The following is a 15,795-nucleotide window of genomic DNA, read 5'->3' as shown; positions in this document are numbered from 1 at the left end:
GGCGCTCGCTACTCGACCAGCAGGGTATTCGCTCGCTACTCGACCTGCGGGGTATTCGCGCACTACTCGACCTGCGACAGCGTCTGGGCCTGGATCGCGGTGATGGCCACCGTGTTCACGATGTCCTGCACCAGCGCGCCGCGCGACAGGTCGTTGATCGGCTTGCGGAGGCCCTGAAGTACCGGACCGATCGCCACCGCGCCGGCGCTGCGCTGAACGGCCTTGTAGGTGTTGTTGCCGGTGTTGAGGTCGGGGAAGATGAAGACTGTCGCCCGGCCGGCCACCTGCGAATCCGGCATCTTCGACTTGCCGACGGCCACGTCGACGGCGGCGTCATACTGGATCGGCCCCTCAACGAGCAGGTCCGGCCGGCGCGAGCGCACCAGCTCCGTGGCAGTGCGCACCTTGTCGACGTCGGCACCGGCACCGGAGGCTCCGGTCGAGTACGACAGCATGGCGATCCGCGGCTCGATCTGGAACTGCTGGGCGGTGGTCGCCGAGGAGATCGCGATGTCGGCGAGCTGGTCGGCATTCGGATCCGGGTTCACCGCACAGTCGCCGTAGACGAGCACGCGATCCTCCAGACACATCAGGAAGACACTCGAGACGACCGAGACCCCGGGATTGGTCTTGATGATCTCGAAACCGGGACGGATGGTGTGCGCCGTGGTGTGGGCGGCACCCGAGACCATCCCATCGGCAAGCCCGAGGTGCACCATCATCGTGCCGAAGTAGGAGACATCGGTGACGGTCTCGCGGGCCTCCTCGAGTCGCATTCCCTTGTGGGCGCGCAGCCGTGCGTATTCCTCGGCGAACCGCTCCCGCAGCTCCGGATCGAACGGGCTCAGGATGGCGGCCTCCGCGATGTCGAGGCCGAGATCGGTGGCCCGCGCCCGGATCTCCGACTCGTCACCGAGGATCGTGAGGCGAGCGACCCCTCGGCGCAACAGTGTGGAGGCCGCCCGCAGGATTCGGTCGTCGGTACCCTCCGGCAGCACGATGTGCTGGGGATTCGCGCGCGCCCGGTCGAGCAGGTCGTATTCGAACATGAGCGGCGTCACCACATCGGAGCGACTCACATCGAGCAGGCGTAGCAGCACATCGGCATCGACGTGCTGTTCGAAGAGCGCGAGCGCGGTGTCGTACTTGCGGGGCGATTCGGGGGCGAGGCGCCCCCGGGTCTGCGTGATCCGCAGGGCCGTGTCGTAGGTACCGAGCGAATTGCGGATGATCGGAAGCGAGTTGTCCAGTCCGTCGATGAGCAGCGCGATCTGCGGCAGCATCTCGAAGCCGCCGTTGAGGATGATCGCGGAGACGGAGGGGAAGGTCTCGGCCGCGTTCGCCATGAGCACCGCCAGCAGCACATCGGCCCGGTCCCCCGGCACCACGACCACTCCGCCTTCGATGAGGCGGGTGAGCACGTTCTCCATCGACATGGCGGCGACGACGACGCCGAGCGATTCCCGGCCCAAGAGTGCGGGGTCGCCCTTGATCAGGGTGCCGTCGACGGCCTCCATGAGCGAGGCGATGCTCGGGGCGATGAGGAAGCGGTCTTCCGGGATGGCCCAGACCGGCAATCGATCGCTCTCCTCCTCCACCGCCGCGACGATCTCGTCGATCCGCTGCGGATCGGCACGGTTGACCACGATGCCGAGCACGTGGGCGTGGGCGCTGTCCAGCTCCTGGCGGGCGAGGGTGAAGACCTGGCGCAGGTCGTCGGGGCTGCGACTGCCCGCGGCATCCGATTGCTGTCCGCCGAGGACGAGGAGCACCGGGGCCCCGAGGTTGGCGGCGATGCGCGCGTTGAATCCGAGCTCGGTGGGGCTGCCGACATCCGTGTAGTCCGAACCGAGGATGACGACGGCGTCACACTGCCTCTCGACCGCCTTGAAGCGCGACACGATCTCGCTGAGGGCTGCTTCCGGATCGGTGTGCACGTCGTCGTAGCTCACCCCGACGCACTCGTCGTAGTCCAGGTCGACGCCATCGTGGGCGAGCAGCATCTCGAGCACGTAGTCGCGCTCGTCACTCGAGCGGGCGACCGGGCGGAACACCCCAACCCGTTCGGTCTCATGGCTGAGGGTGTCGAGCATTCCGAGGGCCACCGTCGACTTGCCGGCATGCCCCTCGATGGAGGTGATGTAGATGCTGCGGGTCACGAGGCCAGCCTAGGCTCCACAGGTGTGCGGTGGCCGTGCCCGCAACTGAAGTGCCCTTAACTGAAGTGACTCCTCGCGCACCCGCCAGAGCCCGGTTACCCTTGCTACGTTTCCGTCCTGGGGGAGTTGGCCTGGATGGCGCCACGCGAGGAGCCACTGACAGTTTAGCCGGTCAGATCAGACGGCGTGATGTGCGGCCCGAGGTGAGCGTCGCTACCGTATGGGGCCCGCGATCGTCCTCGGCCCCGGTCCGGGTCCGGGTCGGGTACGATATTGCGAGGCCTGAAGCTCGGGCCGCCCAGGAGAATTCGCCTAGTGGCCTATGGCGCACGCTTGGAAAGCGTGTTGGGTGCAAGCCCTCGGGGGTTCGAATCCCCCATTCTCCGCGCAGGACATGTCACCGCGCCCGACGGGAATCGGACGGAAGTACAGCGCTACTAGGAGCGCTGGAATCGACATGGCCCTGTCGCTGCGCCAGTGATCGGCGCTTTCGGGGAGATCGCGTGTCGGTGACGAACGACAGTAACGTCGATGTCTGGCTTCGCCCTCGGCGCAGCCTCCTGTGGAGCGGCATCCTGATCTTCATCATCGTGCCGATCCCGATCCTCGCGATGCTGATCACCCTCGGCCTTCCCAGCGGGTCCTGGCTGGTGTCAGCGATCACCGAGGCTCTCGTCATCGTTCTGTTCTTCGTGGGTCTCTACCTCCTGAGGACGACCTATGTGGTCATCTCAGCCGATCACTTCACCGAACGTGGGTTCTTCCGGCGCCCGGTGGTCACCCCGATCTCGGAGGTGAAGTCGATGGTCCTCGCCCAGACCTTCAGTTCCTCGTCGAGCGAGACTCTCCCTCAACTGATTCTGCGCAACGCCCGCGGGGAGCGGATCCTGCGAATGCGCGGAGTCTTCTGGACCGAAGAGTCCATGCGCCAGGCCGCGACCGCGATCGGCACTCCTCTCGAGGAACCTGCCGAGCCGCTCACCTCGAAGCAGTTCTTCGAGCTGTATTCGGGAACCGCCTACTGGTTCGAGAACCGCCGCAGTCTCGCCATCGGCGTCATCGTGCTGATCGGCCTGGCCTGCATCGGGATCGTGCTCGGCCTCATGGTGCTGCTCGGGCTGCCCATCGTCGCCTGAGGCGTGCCTCCGACCGTCTCAGCGACGGCGCAGCGTGCCGAAGATGCCCTTCACCACCGAGTTCACTATCGACTTGCCGGCGGATGATCCGAGGAAGTCGGTGATCGGATTCTTCTCCGCGCGCGGGGCCGGTGCCCGGCGGCTCGTGGTCGAGGAGGCGCGCGGCTGGGACTTCTTGGCATCGCGCAGCATCCGCTCGTAATCGGCCTGCTGCTGTTTCGCCGCCGTCGCCTGCTCGGCCGCGGTGTGTGCCGCCGCCGCCGTCGCGGCCGCCGCCTCGAGTTTGCGGCCGAGCATCTCCTTGGCCGATTCGTTGTCGATCGCCGTCCCGTACTTGGGCAGAAGAGCGGATGACGCGATCGTCGCCTCGATCAGCTCCGGAGCGCTCGGCGACATCGCGCCCTGTGGCGCCCGCAGCCGTGTCCACGCGACCGGTGTCGGTGCGCCCTTCTCGCCCATGACCGTGACGATGGCCTCCCCGGTGGCGAGGGTGGTGAGCACGCTCCCAAGGTCGTAGTCGGAGTTCGGGTAGGTGGAGACCGTCGCCTTGAGAGCCTTCGCGTCATCCGGGGTGAAGGCACGCAATTGGTGCTGGATGCGCGATCCGAGCTGGGCGAGCACGTCCCCGGGCACATCCTTGGGCGTCTGGGTCACGAAGACGATGCCGACCCCTTTCGAGCGGATGAGCCGCACCGTCTGGGTGATCGAGTCGAGAAAGTCCTTCGATGCGTTCTTGAAGAGCAGATGGGCCTCGTCGAAGAAGAACACGAGTTTGGGCTTGTCGAGGTCTCCGACCTCCGGCAGGTCGTTGAAGAGGTCGGCGAGCAGCCACATCAGGAAGGTGGAGTACAGCTCGGGCTTGTCCTGCACCCCGGGAACCTCGAGCAGGCTGATGATCCCGCGGCCATCTGGGTGGGTGCGGAGGAAGTCGGCGGTGTCGATCTCGGGCTCTCCGAAGAACACGTCGGCGCCCTGGTCGGCGAAGGTGATCAGCTCCCGCAGGATCACCCCGACCGTTGCGCTCGAGAGACCGCCGAGACCGGTGAGCTCGCCCTTGCCGTCGGCACTGGTGAGATAGCTGAGCACGGCTCGAAGATCGGAGAGATCGACGAGCGGCAGCCCGGCCTGAGCCGCGTAGTGGAACACCAGCCCGAGAGAGGACTCCTGGGTGCCGTTGAGGCCGAGCACCTTCGAGAGCAGCAATGGGCCGAAACCCGAGACTGTGGCGCGGACGGGCACCCCCTTTCCCACTCCTCCGAGGGCGAAATACTCGGTGGGGAAGGATGCTCCGGTCCAGTGCTGCCCGATGCCGTTGGTGCGATCGATGAGCTTGGGATTCTCCGCGCCGGCCGTCGCCACCCCGGACAGGTCGCCCTTGATGTCCGCCGCGAAAACGGGCACTCCCGCCGCGGCGAGCTGCTCGGCGAGAACCTGCAGGGTGCGGGTCTTGCCGGTGCCGGTGGCTCCCGCGACGAGGCCGTGCCGATTGAGCATCGCGATCGGGATGCGCACCTGCACCTGCGGCTGCGCATCACCGTTGACGAGGGCGCCGATCTCCAGCACGGTGCCGCTGAACGCGTAGCCGGAACGGATCACCTCGACGGCGGCGGCATCGAGGGGCCCAGCGGGAGAAGGGGGCGCGTCGGGCGGACTCGCTGGTGCAGCGGACGCATCGAGAGGGTTGGCTGGTGCTGCGGCCGGCTGCGTGGGTGCGTCTGCCGGCGCCGTCGACGGGGGCGCGGCTGGCGGCTGCGCGGGCGCGGCTGGAGCGCTGGCTCTTTCCTTCGCGAGGGCCGCCTCGGCATCTGCAAGGGCCTTCTTCGCAGCTTCGACCAGGGCAGCAGCATCCGTCATGTCGCCAGCATACTGACCCACTCCGTCAGGCTCTACAGTTGCTCGGCCTGCGCGGACGGGCCCGCCCACCCGTCACAAACTGCTCCCCCACAGAGCCCAACGAGCAACCTGTGACGGATCGAGCGCCGCCCACTCCCACCGCCAGCGCCCGTGGCCGCCGACCCGTCACAAACTGCTCCCCCGCAGCGCCCAACGAGCAACCTGTGACGGTTGGGCGGGCGAGTCCGACCGCTCAGCCCGCGCGCAGAACCTCGACCGGTCGCTGTGCCCAGGCTCCGAGCAGCTCTTCTCGCACCGTCACTCCGCTCCCCGGACCGGTCGGCACGGAGAGCCGACCGTCGTGGAGCACGAACGGCTCGGTGAGGTCCTCAGCGAAGTAACGGTCGGATGCCGAGGTGTCGCCCGGCAGCGTGAATCCGGGCAGCGCGGCGAGGGCGACATTCGCGGCCCGGCCCACTCCGGTCTCCAGCATCCCTCCGCACCAGACCGGAACGCCCTGCTCGACGCACGCATCGTGGAGGGCGAGCGCCTCGAGGTAGCCACCCATGCGGCCCGCCTTGATGTTGATGATGCTGGTTGCGCCACGATCGATCGCGTCGAGCGCGAGCTCGGTGTTGACGATCGACTCGTCGAGGCACACCGGAGTGGAGATGGCGGCGGCCAGATAGACGTGTGAGCGGATGTCGTCCTCCACGAACGGCTGCTCGAGGAGCAGCAGGTTGTACTCGTCGAGCCGCCGGAGGTGATCGAGGTCGAGCAGGGTATACGCGGTATTCGCGTCGACCTGGAGCAGGACATCTGGGCCAAGCAGATCGCGCACCGCGGCGACCGGTTCGAGGTCCCACCCCGGTTTGATCTTGAGCTTGATGCGACGGTATCCCTGCGACACATACAGCGATACCTCGTCGAGCAGCGCCGGGATGGTCGGCGAGATGCCCACAGAGACACCGCAGTCCACCTCGGTACGCTCGGCACCGAAGTAGCTCGCGAAGCTGGTGTCGACGGCGCGCAATTGGGCGTCGAGCATCGCTGTCTCCACGGCAGCCTTCGCCATGCGATGTCCGATGACGAAGGCGAAGAGTGCCGCGACACCCTCGGCCGTGACATCATCGGCCGCGAGCAGTGCCGGGCCGAGATAGTGACGGATCACGTCTTCGCACCCGTCGACGTACTCGCTCGAGTACACCGGATCCGTCCCCGCGACGCACTCCCCCCAGCCGTCTCCGAGATCAGTCCGCACGCGCACCATGAGCACCTGACGCCCGGTCTGGCGGCCGAACGATGTCTCGAACGGACGCACCAGAGGGATGGCCAGGCGGTGCAGTTCCAGCGATCGGACTCTCACACCGCCACGGTGCGGTCCTCGAGGCCCCATTCCTGGCCGTAGCCGTCATCCGCTTCGGGGCGCGCCATGAGTTCGAGGAACGGCTCGGCGTCGAAAGCCTCCGGGCCGAGAACACCGGTGCCCGACCAGGCTCCGGAGGCGAGCAGTTCCAGCGCGATCACCGGGTTCAGCGCGGTCTGCCAGACCACGCACTGCGCCTCGTATTCGGCCATCGTCCAGTCGTTGTCAGCCACGTGATACAGGTACACCGCCTTCGGTGCCCCATCGAGACCGCGTCCGGTCACCCACAGTCCGGCGCAGGTCTTGCCGCTCATCCGCGGCCCGAGGGTTGCCGGATCGGGCAGTCCCGCCGCGACCACATCGCGCGGGGCGACCTCGACCGGGCCGTTGGCGGACCGCACGCGCACCGGCGCGGTCTTGTCCAGCCCAAGCTGATGCAGCGTCTTGAGGATGCCGATGAATTCGTTGCCGAGACCGTACTTGAACGTCGCACGCTTGGCGTCGACCCACCGCGGCATGAGCAGCACCTCCTCGTGCTCCACGTTCACGCACTCGACGGGGCCGATGCCGCCGGGGAAGTCGAACACCTCCGGCTCGCTGAATGGCTCCGTGGTGTACCACCCGCGATCCTTCTCCCAGATCACCGGGGGGTTCAGGCACTCCTCGATCGTGGTCCAGATGCTGAAGGAGGGCGCGAAAATCTCGTTGCCGAGGTCGTCACGCACCACGAGGTTCGCGCCATCGCGCACTCCGAGTTCGTCGATCTCGGTGAACAGGTGGTCGGCCGCATAGCGGGCGAACACGTCGCTCAGCCCCGGCTCGACTCCCATGCCCACGAGGGCGAGGCGACCGGCGGTCTCCCAGTCGGGTGCCTGCGCGAACTGGTCGTCGCCGAGCTTCACGCCGGTCTCGGAATACGGTTCGGAGGGGTGTGGCTCGGACAGGCTCATCGCCATGTCGAGGTAGTCCGCTCCGGCGGCGAGAGCGCCCGCGAAGATCGTCGGCACGAACTTCGGCTCTACGGCGTTCATCACGTGGCTGATGTTGTGCGCTGTCGCCACCGCCGCCACGTCATCCGGATCGGAGGCATCGATCTTCGCGGCGACGAAGCGGTCCCCCTGCGGGCCGTGCTTTGCCTCTATCCAGGCGATCGTCGCCTCGGCACGGGCGAGGTCGTAGTCGCACACGACCATGGTCTCGAAAAAGGTTCGGCGGGCGGCGATCTTCGCGATCGCATTGCCGACGCCTCCGGCGCCGACGAGGAGGATTCTCATGCCACAACGCTAGCGGGTGGCAGCCGGTTCGGTCTCGGTCGGTTTGACGGGGCCAATGCGTCGCTCCCGTTCGATGAGCAGTCGATGGGCGAGGGGTGCCCAGACGATCACGGCGACGGCGCTGCCGAGCACGAGCCCACCGATGGTGTCGCTCAGCCAGTGCGCGCCGAGATAGGTGCGGCTGAGCAACATGATGACCGTATAGACGGTGCCGGCGGCCCAGATCCAGACCCGACGGAGCACGAGCGCGAGCACCACCGCCATCGTCGCCGCGTTCGCTGTATGCCCGGAGGGGAATGAACCGGGATCCGCGGTCACCAGGATGTCTTGCGGACGCGGTCGATCGAAGGTGTTCTTGAGGAGTTGGACGAGACCCGCGCTCACGATCGTCGCGATCAGGAAATAGAGTGCGGCCCACTTCATCCGGAACAGCAGGAAAACAAGGGCGATCGCGATCGGCACGATGAAGACGCCGATGAGTCCGGCACCGATGTTGTTCATCACGAGTGCCGGAACCGTCCAGAACGGGGACCGGTGCTCCACCAGCTCGCCGAGGAAGGCCAGGTCGAATGAGAACGGGAGATTGTTGTCCCGGTAGGCGATGATCGCGCCGAGCGCCGCTACCAGCAGCACCGCCATGCCGCCGCTCACCAGCGGCCAGCGGCGGCTGACGCGCGCGGCCTGCTGCTGCGCTGGGGTATCGGTGGGGCGCGGCGAACTGGAAGTCATTGTTTTACCGTACCCGTTTCGTTCGCGCCTTCAAGGGGGTGCGGCTTCGGTAGCCGACGCTTTCACCCGGGCAGAAGAAGCGCCCTCAGGTAGCGGGGTGAGGCGATCCGGTGGCCGGATCCGCCCGATGCTGTGCCTCGACCGGCTCGGATTTGCGGTCGCCGAGGGCGAGGAGTTGCCAACAGACGATGGCGCTGAGAAGCACGGATGCGACACCGAAGGGGTTCTTCAGGTACATAAGCCAATACCCGAGCTCCGGCGGGGAGGCCACGACGCCGCCGATAATCGAGCTGGTCTTAATGCTCCAGGGGTCTGCGGTGGTGTTTGCGTCACCCTTGGTCGTCGCCGTGCCGTCGGCGTTCACTCGAACCAGACGGTGGGTGACGACGCCGCCCTGCTCGTAGAACGAGATGGGCTGTCCGACCCGGTACACGTGCTGCTGCACGATCACGGCACTGCGGGAAGAGATGGTGGGTGTCATCGATCCGGTGTGCACGATGAATACCCGATATGGCAGAACCCCAGACACGACGATTAGAAAAGCCGTCAGCACGAGGGCCGCACCGACGACCAGCGTGATGATCTTCCGTCGTGTCATTTCCGTCGTGTCCGTTCGAGGCCGTTCCTGCCTGGTCGAGTCGCGTGCGAGCGGATACCGGGGCGGCGAACCACGCAGCCCCGGCATCCGCTCGGTCGATCAGATACCGGGGGTGATGCCGTGCTGGGTGGCGACGATCTCGTACGGGAGACCCGCGCTCGTGCCATCAGCACTGTTGGTGGTGGTCTGGCCAGCAACCGGGAAACTGTTCCACGGCGCTGCCGCCGCGCCGGCAGCAGCTTGACCCTTGTACTTGCCCGCGATGGTGTAGCTGAACGAGACGTCACCTGTGGCTCCAGGGGCGACGTTGCTGGCGAGGAGGTACTGCGACTTCAGCGGCCAGCAGCCTGACGGGTCAAAGGTCAGACAGTGCAACGGGGACAGGTGGTCATTGAGGTTCGCGGAGTCGAAGATCGGGGTGCCGTTGGCGGCCAGGTGCACCTCCCCGAAGGTCCCGGCGTCGTTCAGTGCGCTGAGTGCGGTCGCGTTGTTGAACACGATGTACACGTCCTGGTTGTCGGAGCCGGTGTTCTTGTATTTGAGCGTGACGGTCTTCGCGACGCCGGGAAGCAGGTTCGAGAACGCGAGGTCGGTGCCCGTTGCGCCGCCACCGCCGAAGGGAACGACATGGATGTTGCCGACGGTGCCGGAGATGTTGCCGGAATGCGTGTCGCTGAAGTACGCACCGGTCGCACCGGAGGCGAGGAATGCGGTTCCCCCGAGGAGGGCCACCGAGGCGGCGATGGAGAGGGCTTTGACCTTGAAATTCGTTGGCATCGATTTTCTTTCTGTTTCTGAGCACACGACGCTTCCCCGGGTGGGTAGCGTCGCTCATTTCGGGTTGCTGAAGCGCCCCGCGAGGGTCGTCCAGGCGCGACGATTACCGGTGTGACCGTCGGGTTTTGTCAGAGCGGAAGTCGGGCGACGCCGCGCTGTTTCTTGCACAGTCGAGCGGGAACTGACTCGGCTGTCGGGTGCCCCTTCGAGACAAGGGGGTTGGGGGTGCCTCGATTGGACTGGCAACCGTCAGCGATGACGGTCACCCGATCGGGCCGAACCGGGATGCGGGTAAGCGACGGTTCGGCGGGTTAGATCACTGAATGTGATCTTCTTTCGCAATCCAACCAGTCCCGACCCGAATCCGCAATAGGTGACGTTGCTTCTCTTTTTTATGCTGTCGAGTTTGCTTCGAAGGCGCGACGCGGAGCGATGAGCCGCGCACGATTCGCCCCCGAATCTGGTCGTGATTACCGAGCCAAACTGTGATCGACCGACTCCCGCGCCGTCATCCGGCGGTGCGATCTACCTTCCGCGGCCGCTCAGCGCCCGAGTGCGGGTACGGTGCGCGGGCGCACTACGAACCACAGTGCGAGCACGGCGATCGCAGCCGTCGACGCCATGACCGTTCCCATCGGCACCGCGTTGTGGATGCCGAACAGGCCGACGATCGGCGAGATCAGCCCGGCGAGCCCGAAGTTCACGGCCCCGAGAACGGATGCCGCCGTGGCAGCCTCCCCCGCGTGATTGACCAGTCCGAGCACCTGCACGAGCGGAAAGCCGAACCCGCAGGCGGCGATGAAGAACCACAGGGGGATGAGGATGCCGAGCAGCCCGACATGCAGCGAGTCGAGCACCACGATCGTCAGCGACGAGACGAGCAGCACGGCCGTCGAACAGGCGAGGATCCACTGCGGGCCGATCCGGCGGGCCAGCCTCGAACTGATCTGCACCCCCGCGACGACGCCGAGGGAGTTGATGGCGAAGAGCAGGCCGAACTGCTGGGCGGAGAGCCCATAGACATCCTGGAACAGGAACGATGACGCGGAGAGGTAGGCGAAGAGTCCCGAGAAGCTCATCGCCCCGATGATGGCCACCCCGACGAAGACCCGGTCGCTGAAGATCGCCCCGTACCTCTCGCGGGCCGTGCTGTGCCCGCGGTCGGCGCGTCGATCCCGCGGCAGGGTCTCGACGATGAAGAACACCGCGGCGATCACCACCAGCACGCCGTAGGCCGTGAGGAAGACGAAGATGCCCCGCCAGTCGACGAAGCGCAACAGTTGAGAGCCGATCACCGGCGCGAGGATGGGCGCGAGTCCGCTCACGAGGGCGAGCCTCGACAGCATCCGCACGAGGGGTACCCCGCCGAACAGGTCCCGCACCAGAGCCATCGCCACCACTCCTCCGGCAGCAGCACCCATCCCCTGCAACACCCGGAAGAGTCCCAGCCAGACGATGTCGGGTGAGAGCGCGGCGCCGAGGCTGGCGAGCACGTGAACCGAGCTCGCCACGATGAGCGGGATCCGTCGGCCCACCTTGTCACTCCACGGACCGACGAGCAGCTGGCCGACACCGAAACCGAGAGTCGTGGCCGTGAGCGTCAGTTGGATGAGTGCCTTCGATACCCCGAGATCGCTCTGGAGGTCCGGGAAGGCGGGAAGGTACAGATCCACCGTGAACGGCCCGAGTGCGGTGAGCGCGCCGAGCACGAGCACGTAGACGAGGCGTTGGCGCCGGGACAACGAGTCGCCAGGGTGCAGGGTCGTGGTCACAGAGAGGGACAACCGGCCGACACGCAGACTATTCCCCGAAATCTCCCAGCGCATTCTTTCATCGTCGCACCGGCGGGCCGGCCGAAGCCGGATCGGCGATCAGGGACTCGAACACCAGCTCCGCGGCCCCGACCAGCAGGAGATCGGAGCCGAGCCTTGTGCGCAACACCGTCACCGATTCCCGCGATGCCGCCAAGGGCTGGGACGCGAGCAGCGCGTCGAGATGGCCGGGATCGACCGCATACAGTGACGCGAGGAATCCGCCGAGCACGATGAGCCGAGGGTTGAGCATGTTGATGGCATTGCGCAGCGCCACCCCGAGGAAGTCGAGCTGTCGGCGCACTTCCGTGCTCACGGCCGGATCCGTCGAGGTGCTGAGCGCGATCTCGAGTTCGTGGCCGTCGGCGTTGGCGAGACCCACGAGCGCTAGCAGGTGCTCACGCCGAACCTCGGTCTCGAGGCATCCGCTCGCCCCGCAGTGGCAGGCGACGCCGGCACTGGTCACCAGCGTGTGCCCGAGTTCGCCGGCGTAGCCCGCGGTGCCTCCCAGCGGCTGCCCACCGGAGACGATTCCCCCGCCGATCCCGCTCGCCCCGCCGTTGAGATAGATGAGGTCGCGGATGTCTCGGGCAGCGCCGAAGATGCTCTCGGCACGGCTGCCGAGGTGGGCGTCGTTCGCCACGACGACAGACATCCCGGTCGCAGCGGCGAGCAACTCGGCGAAGGGTTCGTCGTGCCAGCCGAGATGTGGGGCGAGCCGCACGAGTCCGTCGCCGGTGCGCACAAGGCCGGGAACCGCGACACCGACTCCGCGGATCCGGTAGCGGGGATCGAGGTCGGCCCGCAGCGTCGCAATGCCGGCGGCGGCGATGTCGACAGCTTCGCCGACGGTCGGAGGATGATCGACCGGATACCGCACCCGCTCGACCACGGTCCCGCCGAGCCCGACCACGCCGATCGTCACGGCGTCGATCTCGGGGTTGACCGCGATTCCGACGGTTGAGGGGTCGGGTCGAACCATCGGGCTCGGTCGACCGACGCGACTGGCCGAGTCCGGTTCGCCTTCGATGGCCAGACCGAGGCTCACGAGCTCGGCCACCAGGGCGGCGATGGTCGAGCGGTTGAGGCCGGTCTGCCGGGTGAGCTGCGATCTCGAGAGTCCGCGGTTGCGGTGGACGAGCTCGAGAATCACCGACAGGTTGTGTCGCCGCAGGGAATCGTTGCTGTTGCCCCGCCCCATCGGTGGGTCGTCGATCGTCGCTAGGGAAGGCATGTCAGAAGGATATGTTGTTTGAGTCTCGAAATTCGGCAGGACCCCTGATATGTTTTCAACAACAACAAATCATCGATGACGCTGAAGGACTTTTTCTTATGGTCTCCACCCCCACCCGCGACGACAAGTTCTCCTTCGGCCTGTGGACGGTGGGATACAACGGATCCGACCCCTTCGGCGGCCCCACCCGTCCCCCGCTCGACGTGGTCGAGGCCGTCACCCGCCTCGCCGAACTCGGCGCCTACGGCCTCACCTTCCACGACGACGACCTGTTCCCCTTCGGATCCTCGGATGCCGAGCGCCAGAAGCAGATCGACCGCCTCAAGCAGGCTCTCTCCGACACCGGGATGATCATCCCGATGGTCACCACCAACCTGTTCAGCGCCCCCGTCTTCAAGGACGGCGGCTTCACCTCCAACGACCGCGGCGTGCGGCGCTTCGCGATGCGCAAGGCCATGAGGCAGCTCGAGCTCGGCGTCGAGCTCGGCGCCAAGACCTTCGTGATGTGGGGCGGCCGCGAGGGTGCGGAATACGACTCGGCCAAGGACATCCGTGGCGCCCTCGAGCGCTACCGAGAGGCCGTGAATGTCTTTGCGCAGTACGTGACGGACAAGGGGCATGACATCCGGTTCGCGATCGAGCCGAAGCCGAACGAGCCGCGCGGGGACATCCTGCTGCCCACCGTCGGTCACGCGATCGCGTTCATCGAGACCCTCGAACGTCCGGAGCTCTTCGGCGTGAATCCCGAGGTCGGGCACGAGCAGATGGCCGGACTCAACTTCACCTCCGGCATTGCCCAGGCGCTCTACCAGGGCAAGCTCTTCCACATCGATCTGAATGGCCAGAAGGGCATCAAATACGACCAGGACCTGGTGTTCGGCCACGGCGACCTGGCAAACGCCTTCGCCCTCGTCGACCTGCTCGAGAATGGGGGAGCAAATGGGGGGCCGTCTTACGACGGACCGCGCCATTTCGACTACAAACCTTCTCGCACCGAGGACATCACCGGAGTCTGGGATTCCGCCGCCGCGAACATGCGCACCTACCTCCTGCTCAAGGAGCGCGCTGCAGCGTTCCGGGCGGACCCGGAGGTGCAGGATGCCCTCGCAGCATCACGCGTCGCGAAGATCCAGGAGACGACCCTCTCCGCCGGTGAGACCTACGACGACCTGCTCGCCGACCGCGCCTCGTTCGAGGACTTCGACACCGATTCCTACTTCGGCGGCAAGGGCTTCGGCTTCGTGCGCCTCAACCAGCTGGCCCTCGAACACCTGCTCGGCGCCCGCTGACCCCGCACCTTCATCATTCAGGAAGCTGTGGGACGGATGGTGCCCGTGAGGCGCGTGGGGAGAACTCCTGTCACGCCAGCACCCCCTGCACCACAGGTTCCTGAATAATGCACCTATACGAGCGGAGTAGACAGGCATGACACTGGTCGCCGGGGTCGATTCATCGACCCAGAGTTGCAAGGTGGTGATTCGCGACGCCGGCACCGGTGAGGTGGTCCGCTCCGGCCGAGCCACCCATCCCGCCGGCACGGAGGTGGATCCCGCGGCCTGGTGGGATGCGCTGCTCGCGGCGATCGACGACGCTGGCGGCCTCGCCGACGTCGCCGCCGTCTCCATCGCGGGCCAGCAGCACGGAATGGTCGTGCTGGATGTCGAGGGCCGCGTCATCCGCCCCGCCCTGCTCTGGAACGACACCCGTTCCGCTCGCGCCGCGACGGATCTCATCGCCGAGGTCGGCGCCGAGGACTATGCGCAGCGCACCGGTCTCGTTCCCGTCGCAAGTTTCACGGCGACCAAACTCCGGTGGCTGCGCGACAACGAGCCGGCGAACGCGGCCCGGGTCGAGGCGGTGGTGCTTCCCCATGACTGGCTCACCTGGCGACTGCGCGGCTTCGGGCCCGCCGATGAGACCGTCGGCGGACCGCGGCTCGAGGAGCTGATCACCGATCGTTCCGATGCGAGCGGCACCGGGTATTGGAATCCGAACACCGGCCGGTACGACCGCGAACTGCTCGAGCTCGCTCTGGGGCATGCGGCGATGCTCCCCCGCGTGATGAAGCCCGGGGCGCGCGGTGGCGAGACCGCCGCGCTGCCCGCCCACGGCATCCGGGGCGGTCGGGTCATCGGGGTGGGCGCCGGCGACAACGCCGGCGCGGCGCTCGGGCTCGGCGCGGGCCCCGGCGACGTCGTCGTCTCGATCGGCACGAGCGGCACCGTCTTCGCTGTCACCGAGACCGTGTCGACCGACTCCTCCGGCACGGTCGCCGGTTTTGCGGATGCCAGCGGAGCGTTCCTTCCGTTGGTCGCCACCCTGAACGCTGCACGCGTGCTCGACTCGGTCGCGGGGTTGCTCGGGGTGGACCACGCAGAACTCGGGATGCTCGCCCTGCAGGCGGAGCCCGGGGCGGGCGGGCTGGTGTTGCAGCCCTATTTCGAGGGCGAGCGCACCCCCAACCTGCCCGATGCCACGGCGACGCTCTTCGGTCTCAGCCTCACATCGGCGACTCGGTCCGACCTCGCCAGATCTGCCATCGAGGGGATGCTGTGTGGGCTCGCCGACGGGCTCGACGCGATCCGAGCGCAGGGCGTCGACGCCCGACGGATCCTCCTCATCGGCGGCGCGGCGCAGAACAAAGCGGTCTCGACGATCGCCGGCCAGGTGTTCGACATCCCCGTCGAGGTGCCCACCCCGGGGGAGTACGTGGCCCTCGGTGCCGCGCTCCAGGCCGCTTGGGCCCTCAGCGGCACGCGACCGGATTGGCCGCTCGAGTTCTCAGCGCGCCCGGCCCACGACACCCGCGCGATCATCCGCGAGCAGTACGCCGCACGGCGCTGATCCGCTGCACGGCGTCAGGTGACTCGTCGCCGCA

Annotated in this window: 12 protein-coding genes, 1 tRNA gene and 1 other RNA gene; 4 read left to right on the top strand and 10 right to left on the bottom strand. The window is 66.9% G+C overall.

What is annotated here, in order from left to right; translation table 11 throughout:
* Window positions 1-62 precede the first annotated feature (62 nt).
* Window positions 63-2,159 (bottom strand): phosphate acetyltransferase, encoded by a 2,097-nt coding sequence (pta, locus tag ABIB54_RS02270; RefSeq protein ID WP_354573889.1) that lies wholly within the window; start codon window positions 2,157-2,159, stop codon window positions 63-65.
* A gap of 61 nt (window positions 2,160-2,220) precedes the next feature.
* An RNA gene (ffs, locus tag ABIB54_RS02265) (signal recognition particle sRNA small type) lies at window positions 2,221-2,317 on the bottom strand.
* A gap of 143 nt (window positions 2,318-2,460) precedes the next feature.
* Between ffs and ABIB54_RS02260 the strand changes: the two genes are divergently transcribed.
* Both ABIB54_RS02260 and ABIB54_RS02255 read left to right on the top strand, forming a co-directional pair.
* Window positions 2,461-2,545: transfer RNA gene (locus tag ABIB54_RS02260), tRNA-Ser, on the top strand.
* Window positions 2,546-2,668: 123 nt separating this feature from the next.
* Window positions 2,669-3,295, top strand: a complete 627-nt coding sequence (locus tag ABIB54_RS02255; protein WP_354573887.1) for a hypothetical protein — start codon at window positions 2,669-2,671, stop codon at window positions 3,293-3,295.
* Between the two features lie 18 nt (window positions 3,296-3,313).
* Here the strand turns inward: ABIB54_RS02255 and ABIB54_RS02250 are convergent, their stop codons facing one another.
* From ABIB54_RS02250 to ABIB54_RS02215, 8 genes are all read right to left on the bottom strand, one after another.
* A complete protein-coding gene (locus ABIB54_RS02250; protein ID WP_354573886.1) occupies window positions 3,314-5,149 on the bottom strand; it encodes a helicase HerA-like domain-containing protein in 1,836 nt (611 codons plus the stop codon).
* 232 nt (window positions 5,150-5,381) lie between these two features.
* The gene (gene menC, locus ABIB54_RS02245) at window positions 5,382-6,494 is read right to left on the bottom strand and encodes an o-succinylbenzoate synthase (RefSeq protein ID WP_354573885.1); all 1,113 of its coding nucleotides are present in this window, start codon (window positions 6,492-6,494) and stop codon (window positions 5,382-5,384) included.
* A complete protein-coding gene (locus ABIB54_RS02240; protein ID WP_354573884.1) occupies window positions 6,491-7,768 on the bottom strand; it encodes a saccharopine dehydrogenase family protein in 1,278 nt (425 codons plus the stop codon). The genes menC and ABIB54_RS02240 overlap by 4 nt, the downstream gene beginning before the upstream one ends.
* A 9-nt stretch (window positions 7,769-7,777) precedes the next feature.
* Window positions 7,778-8,497 (bottom strand): phosphatase PAP2 family protein, encoded by a 720-nt coding sequence (locus ABIB54_RS02235; RefSeq protein WP_354573883.1) that lies wholly within the window; start codon window positions 8,495-8,497, stop codon window positions 7,778-7,780.
* 85 nt (window positions 8,498-8,582) lie between these two features.
* The gene (locus ABIB54_RS02230) at window positions 8,583-9,095 is read right to left on the bottom strand and encodes a signal peptidase I (RefSeq protein ID WP_354573882.1); all 513 of its coding nucleotides are present in this window, start codon (window positions 9,093-9,095) and stop codon (window positions 8,583-8,585) included.
* Between the two features lie 99 nt (window positions 9,096-9,194).
* Entirely contained in the window at window positions 9,195-9,872 is a 678-nt protein-coding gene (locus ABIB54_RS02225) for a hypothetical protein (protein WP_354573881.1), read from the bottom strand.
* A 542-nt stretch (window positions 9,873-10,414) separates the two neighbouring features.
* Window positions 10,415-11,698 carry a multidrug effflux MFS transporter gene (locus ABIB54_RS02220; protein WP_502917039.1) on the bottom strand — a complete coding sequence of 428 codons (1,284 nt, stop codon included), beginning with the start codon at window positions 11,696-11,698 and terminating at the stop codon, window positions 10,415-10,417.
* Window positions 11,699-11,702: 4 nt separating this feature from the next.
* On the bottom strand, window positions 11,703-12,917 hold the full coding sequence (locus ABIB54_RS02215; protein WP_354573879.1) for an ROK family protein: 1,215 nt from the start codon (window positions 12,915-12,917) through the stop codon (window positions 11,703-11,705).
* Window positions 12,918-13,015: 98 nt separating this feature from the next.
* On the opposite strand from ABIB54_RS02215, the gene xylA reads away from it, so the two are divergent.
* The gene (xylA, locus tag ABIB54_RS02210) at window positions 13,016-14,206 is read left to right on the top strand and encodes a xylose isomerase (protein ID WP_354573878.1); all 1,191 of its coding nucleotides are present in this window, start codon (window positions 13,016-13,018) and stop codon (window positions 14,204-14,206) included.
* A 136-nt stretch (window positions 14,207-14,342) separates the two neighbouring features.
* Entirely contained in the window at window positions 14,343-15,761 is a 1,419-nt protein-coding gene (gene xylB / locus ABIB54_RS02205; RefSeq protein WP_354573877.1) for a xylulokinase, read from the top strand.
* Window positions 15,762-15,795: the final 34 nt, after the last annotated feature.

Source organism: Frigoribacterium sp. UYMn621, from assembly GCF_040549525.1.
GTDB lineage: Bacteria > Actinomycetota > Actinomycetes > Actinomycetales > Microbacteriaceae > Lacisediminihabitans.
This window is presented reverse-complemented; position numbering and strand designations above follow the sequence as displayed.

What these genes read in the sequence shown, in the direction of transcription:
- ABIB54_RS02250 (WP_354573886.1), bottom strand. Translation starts at nt 5,149, where the DNA reads ATGACGGATGCTGCTGCCCTGGTCGAAGCTGCGAAGAAGGCCCTTGCA.
- ABIB54_RS02240 (WP_354573884.1), bottom strand. Translation starts at nt 7,768, where the DNA reads ATGAGAATCCTCCTCGTCGGCGCCGGAGGCGTCGGCAATGCGATCGCG.
- ABIB54_RS02235 (WP_354573883.1), bottom strand. Translation starts at nt 8,497, where the DNA reads ATGACTTCCAGTTCGCCGCGCCCCACCGATACCCCAGCGCAGCAGCAG.
- ABIB54_RS02230 (WP_354573882.1), bottom strand. Translation starts at nt 9,095, where the DNA reads ATGACACGACGGAAGATCATCACGCTGGTCGTCGGTGCGGCCCTCGTG.
- ABIB54_RS02225 (WP_354573881.1), bottom strand. Translation starts at nt 9,872, where the DNA reads ATGCCAACGAATTTCAAGGTCAAAGCCCTCTCCATCGCCGCCTCGGTG.
- ABIB54_RS02220 (WP_502917039.1), bottom strand. Translation starts at nt 11,698, where the DNA reads ATGCGCTGGGAGATTTCGGGGAATAGTCTGCGTGTCGGCCGGTTGTCC.
- ABIB54_RS02215 (WP_354573879.1), bottom strand. Translation starts at nt 12,917, where the DNA reads ATGCCTTCCCTAGCGACGATCGACGACCCACCGATGGGGCGGGGCAAC.
- xylA (WP_354573878.1), top strand. Translation starts at nt 13,016, where the DNA reads ATGGTCTCCACCCCCACCCGCGACGACAAGTTCTCCTTCGGCCTGTGG.
- xylB (WP_354573877.1), top strand. Translation starts at nt 14,343, where the DNA reads ATGACACTGGTCGCCGGGGTCGATTCATCGACCCAGAGTTGCAAGGTG.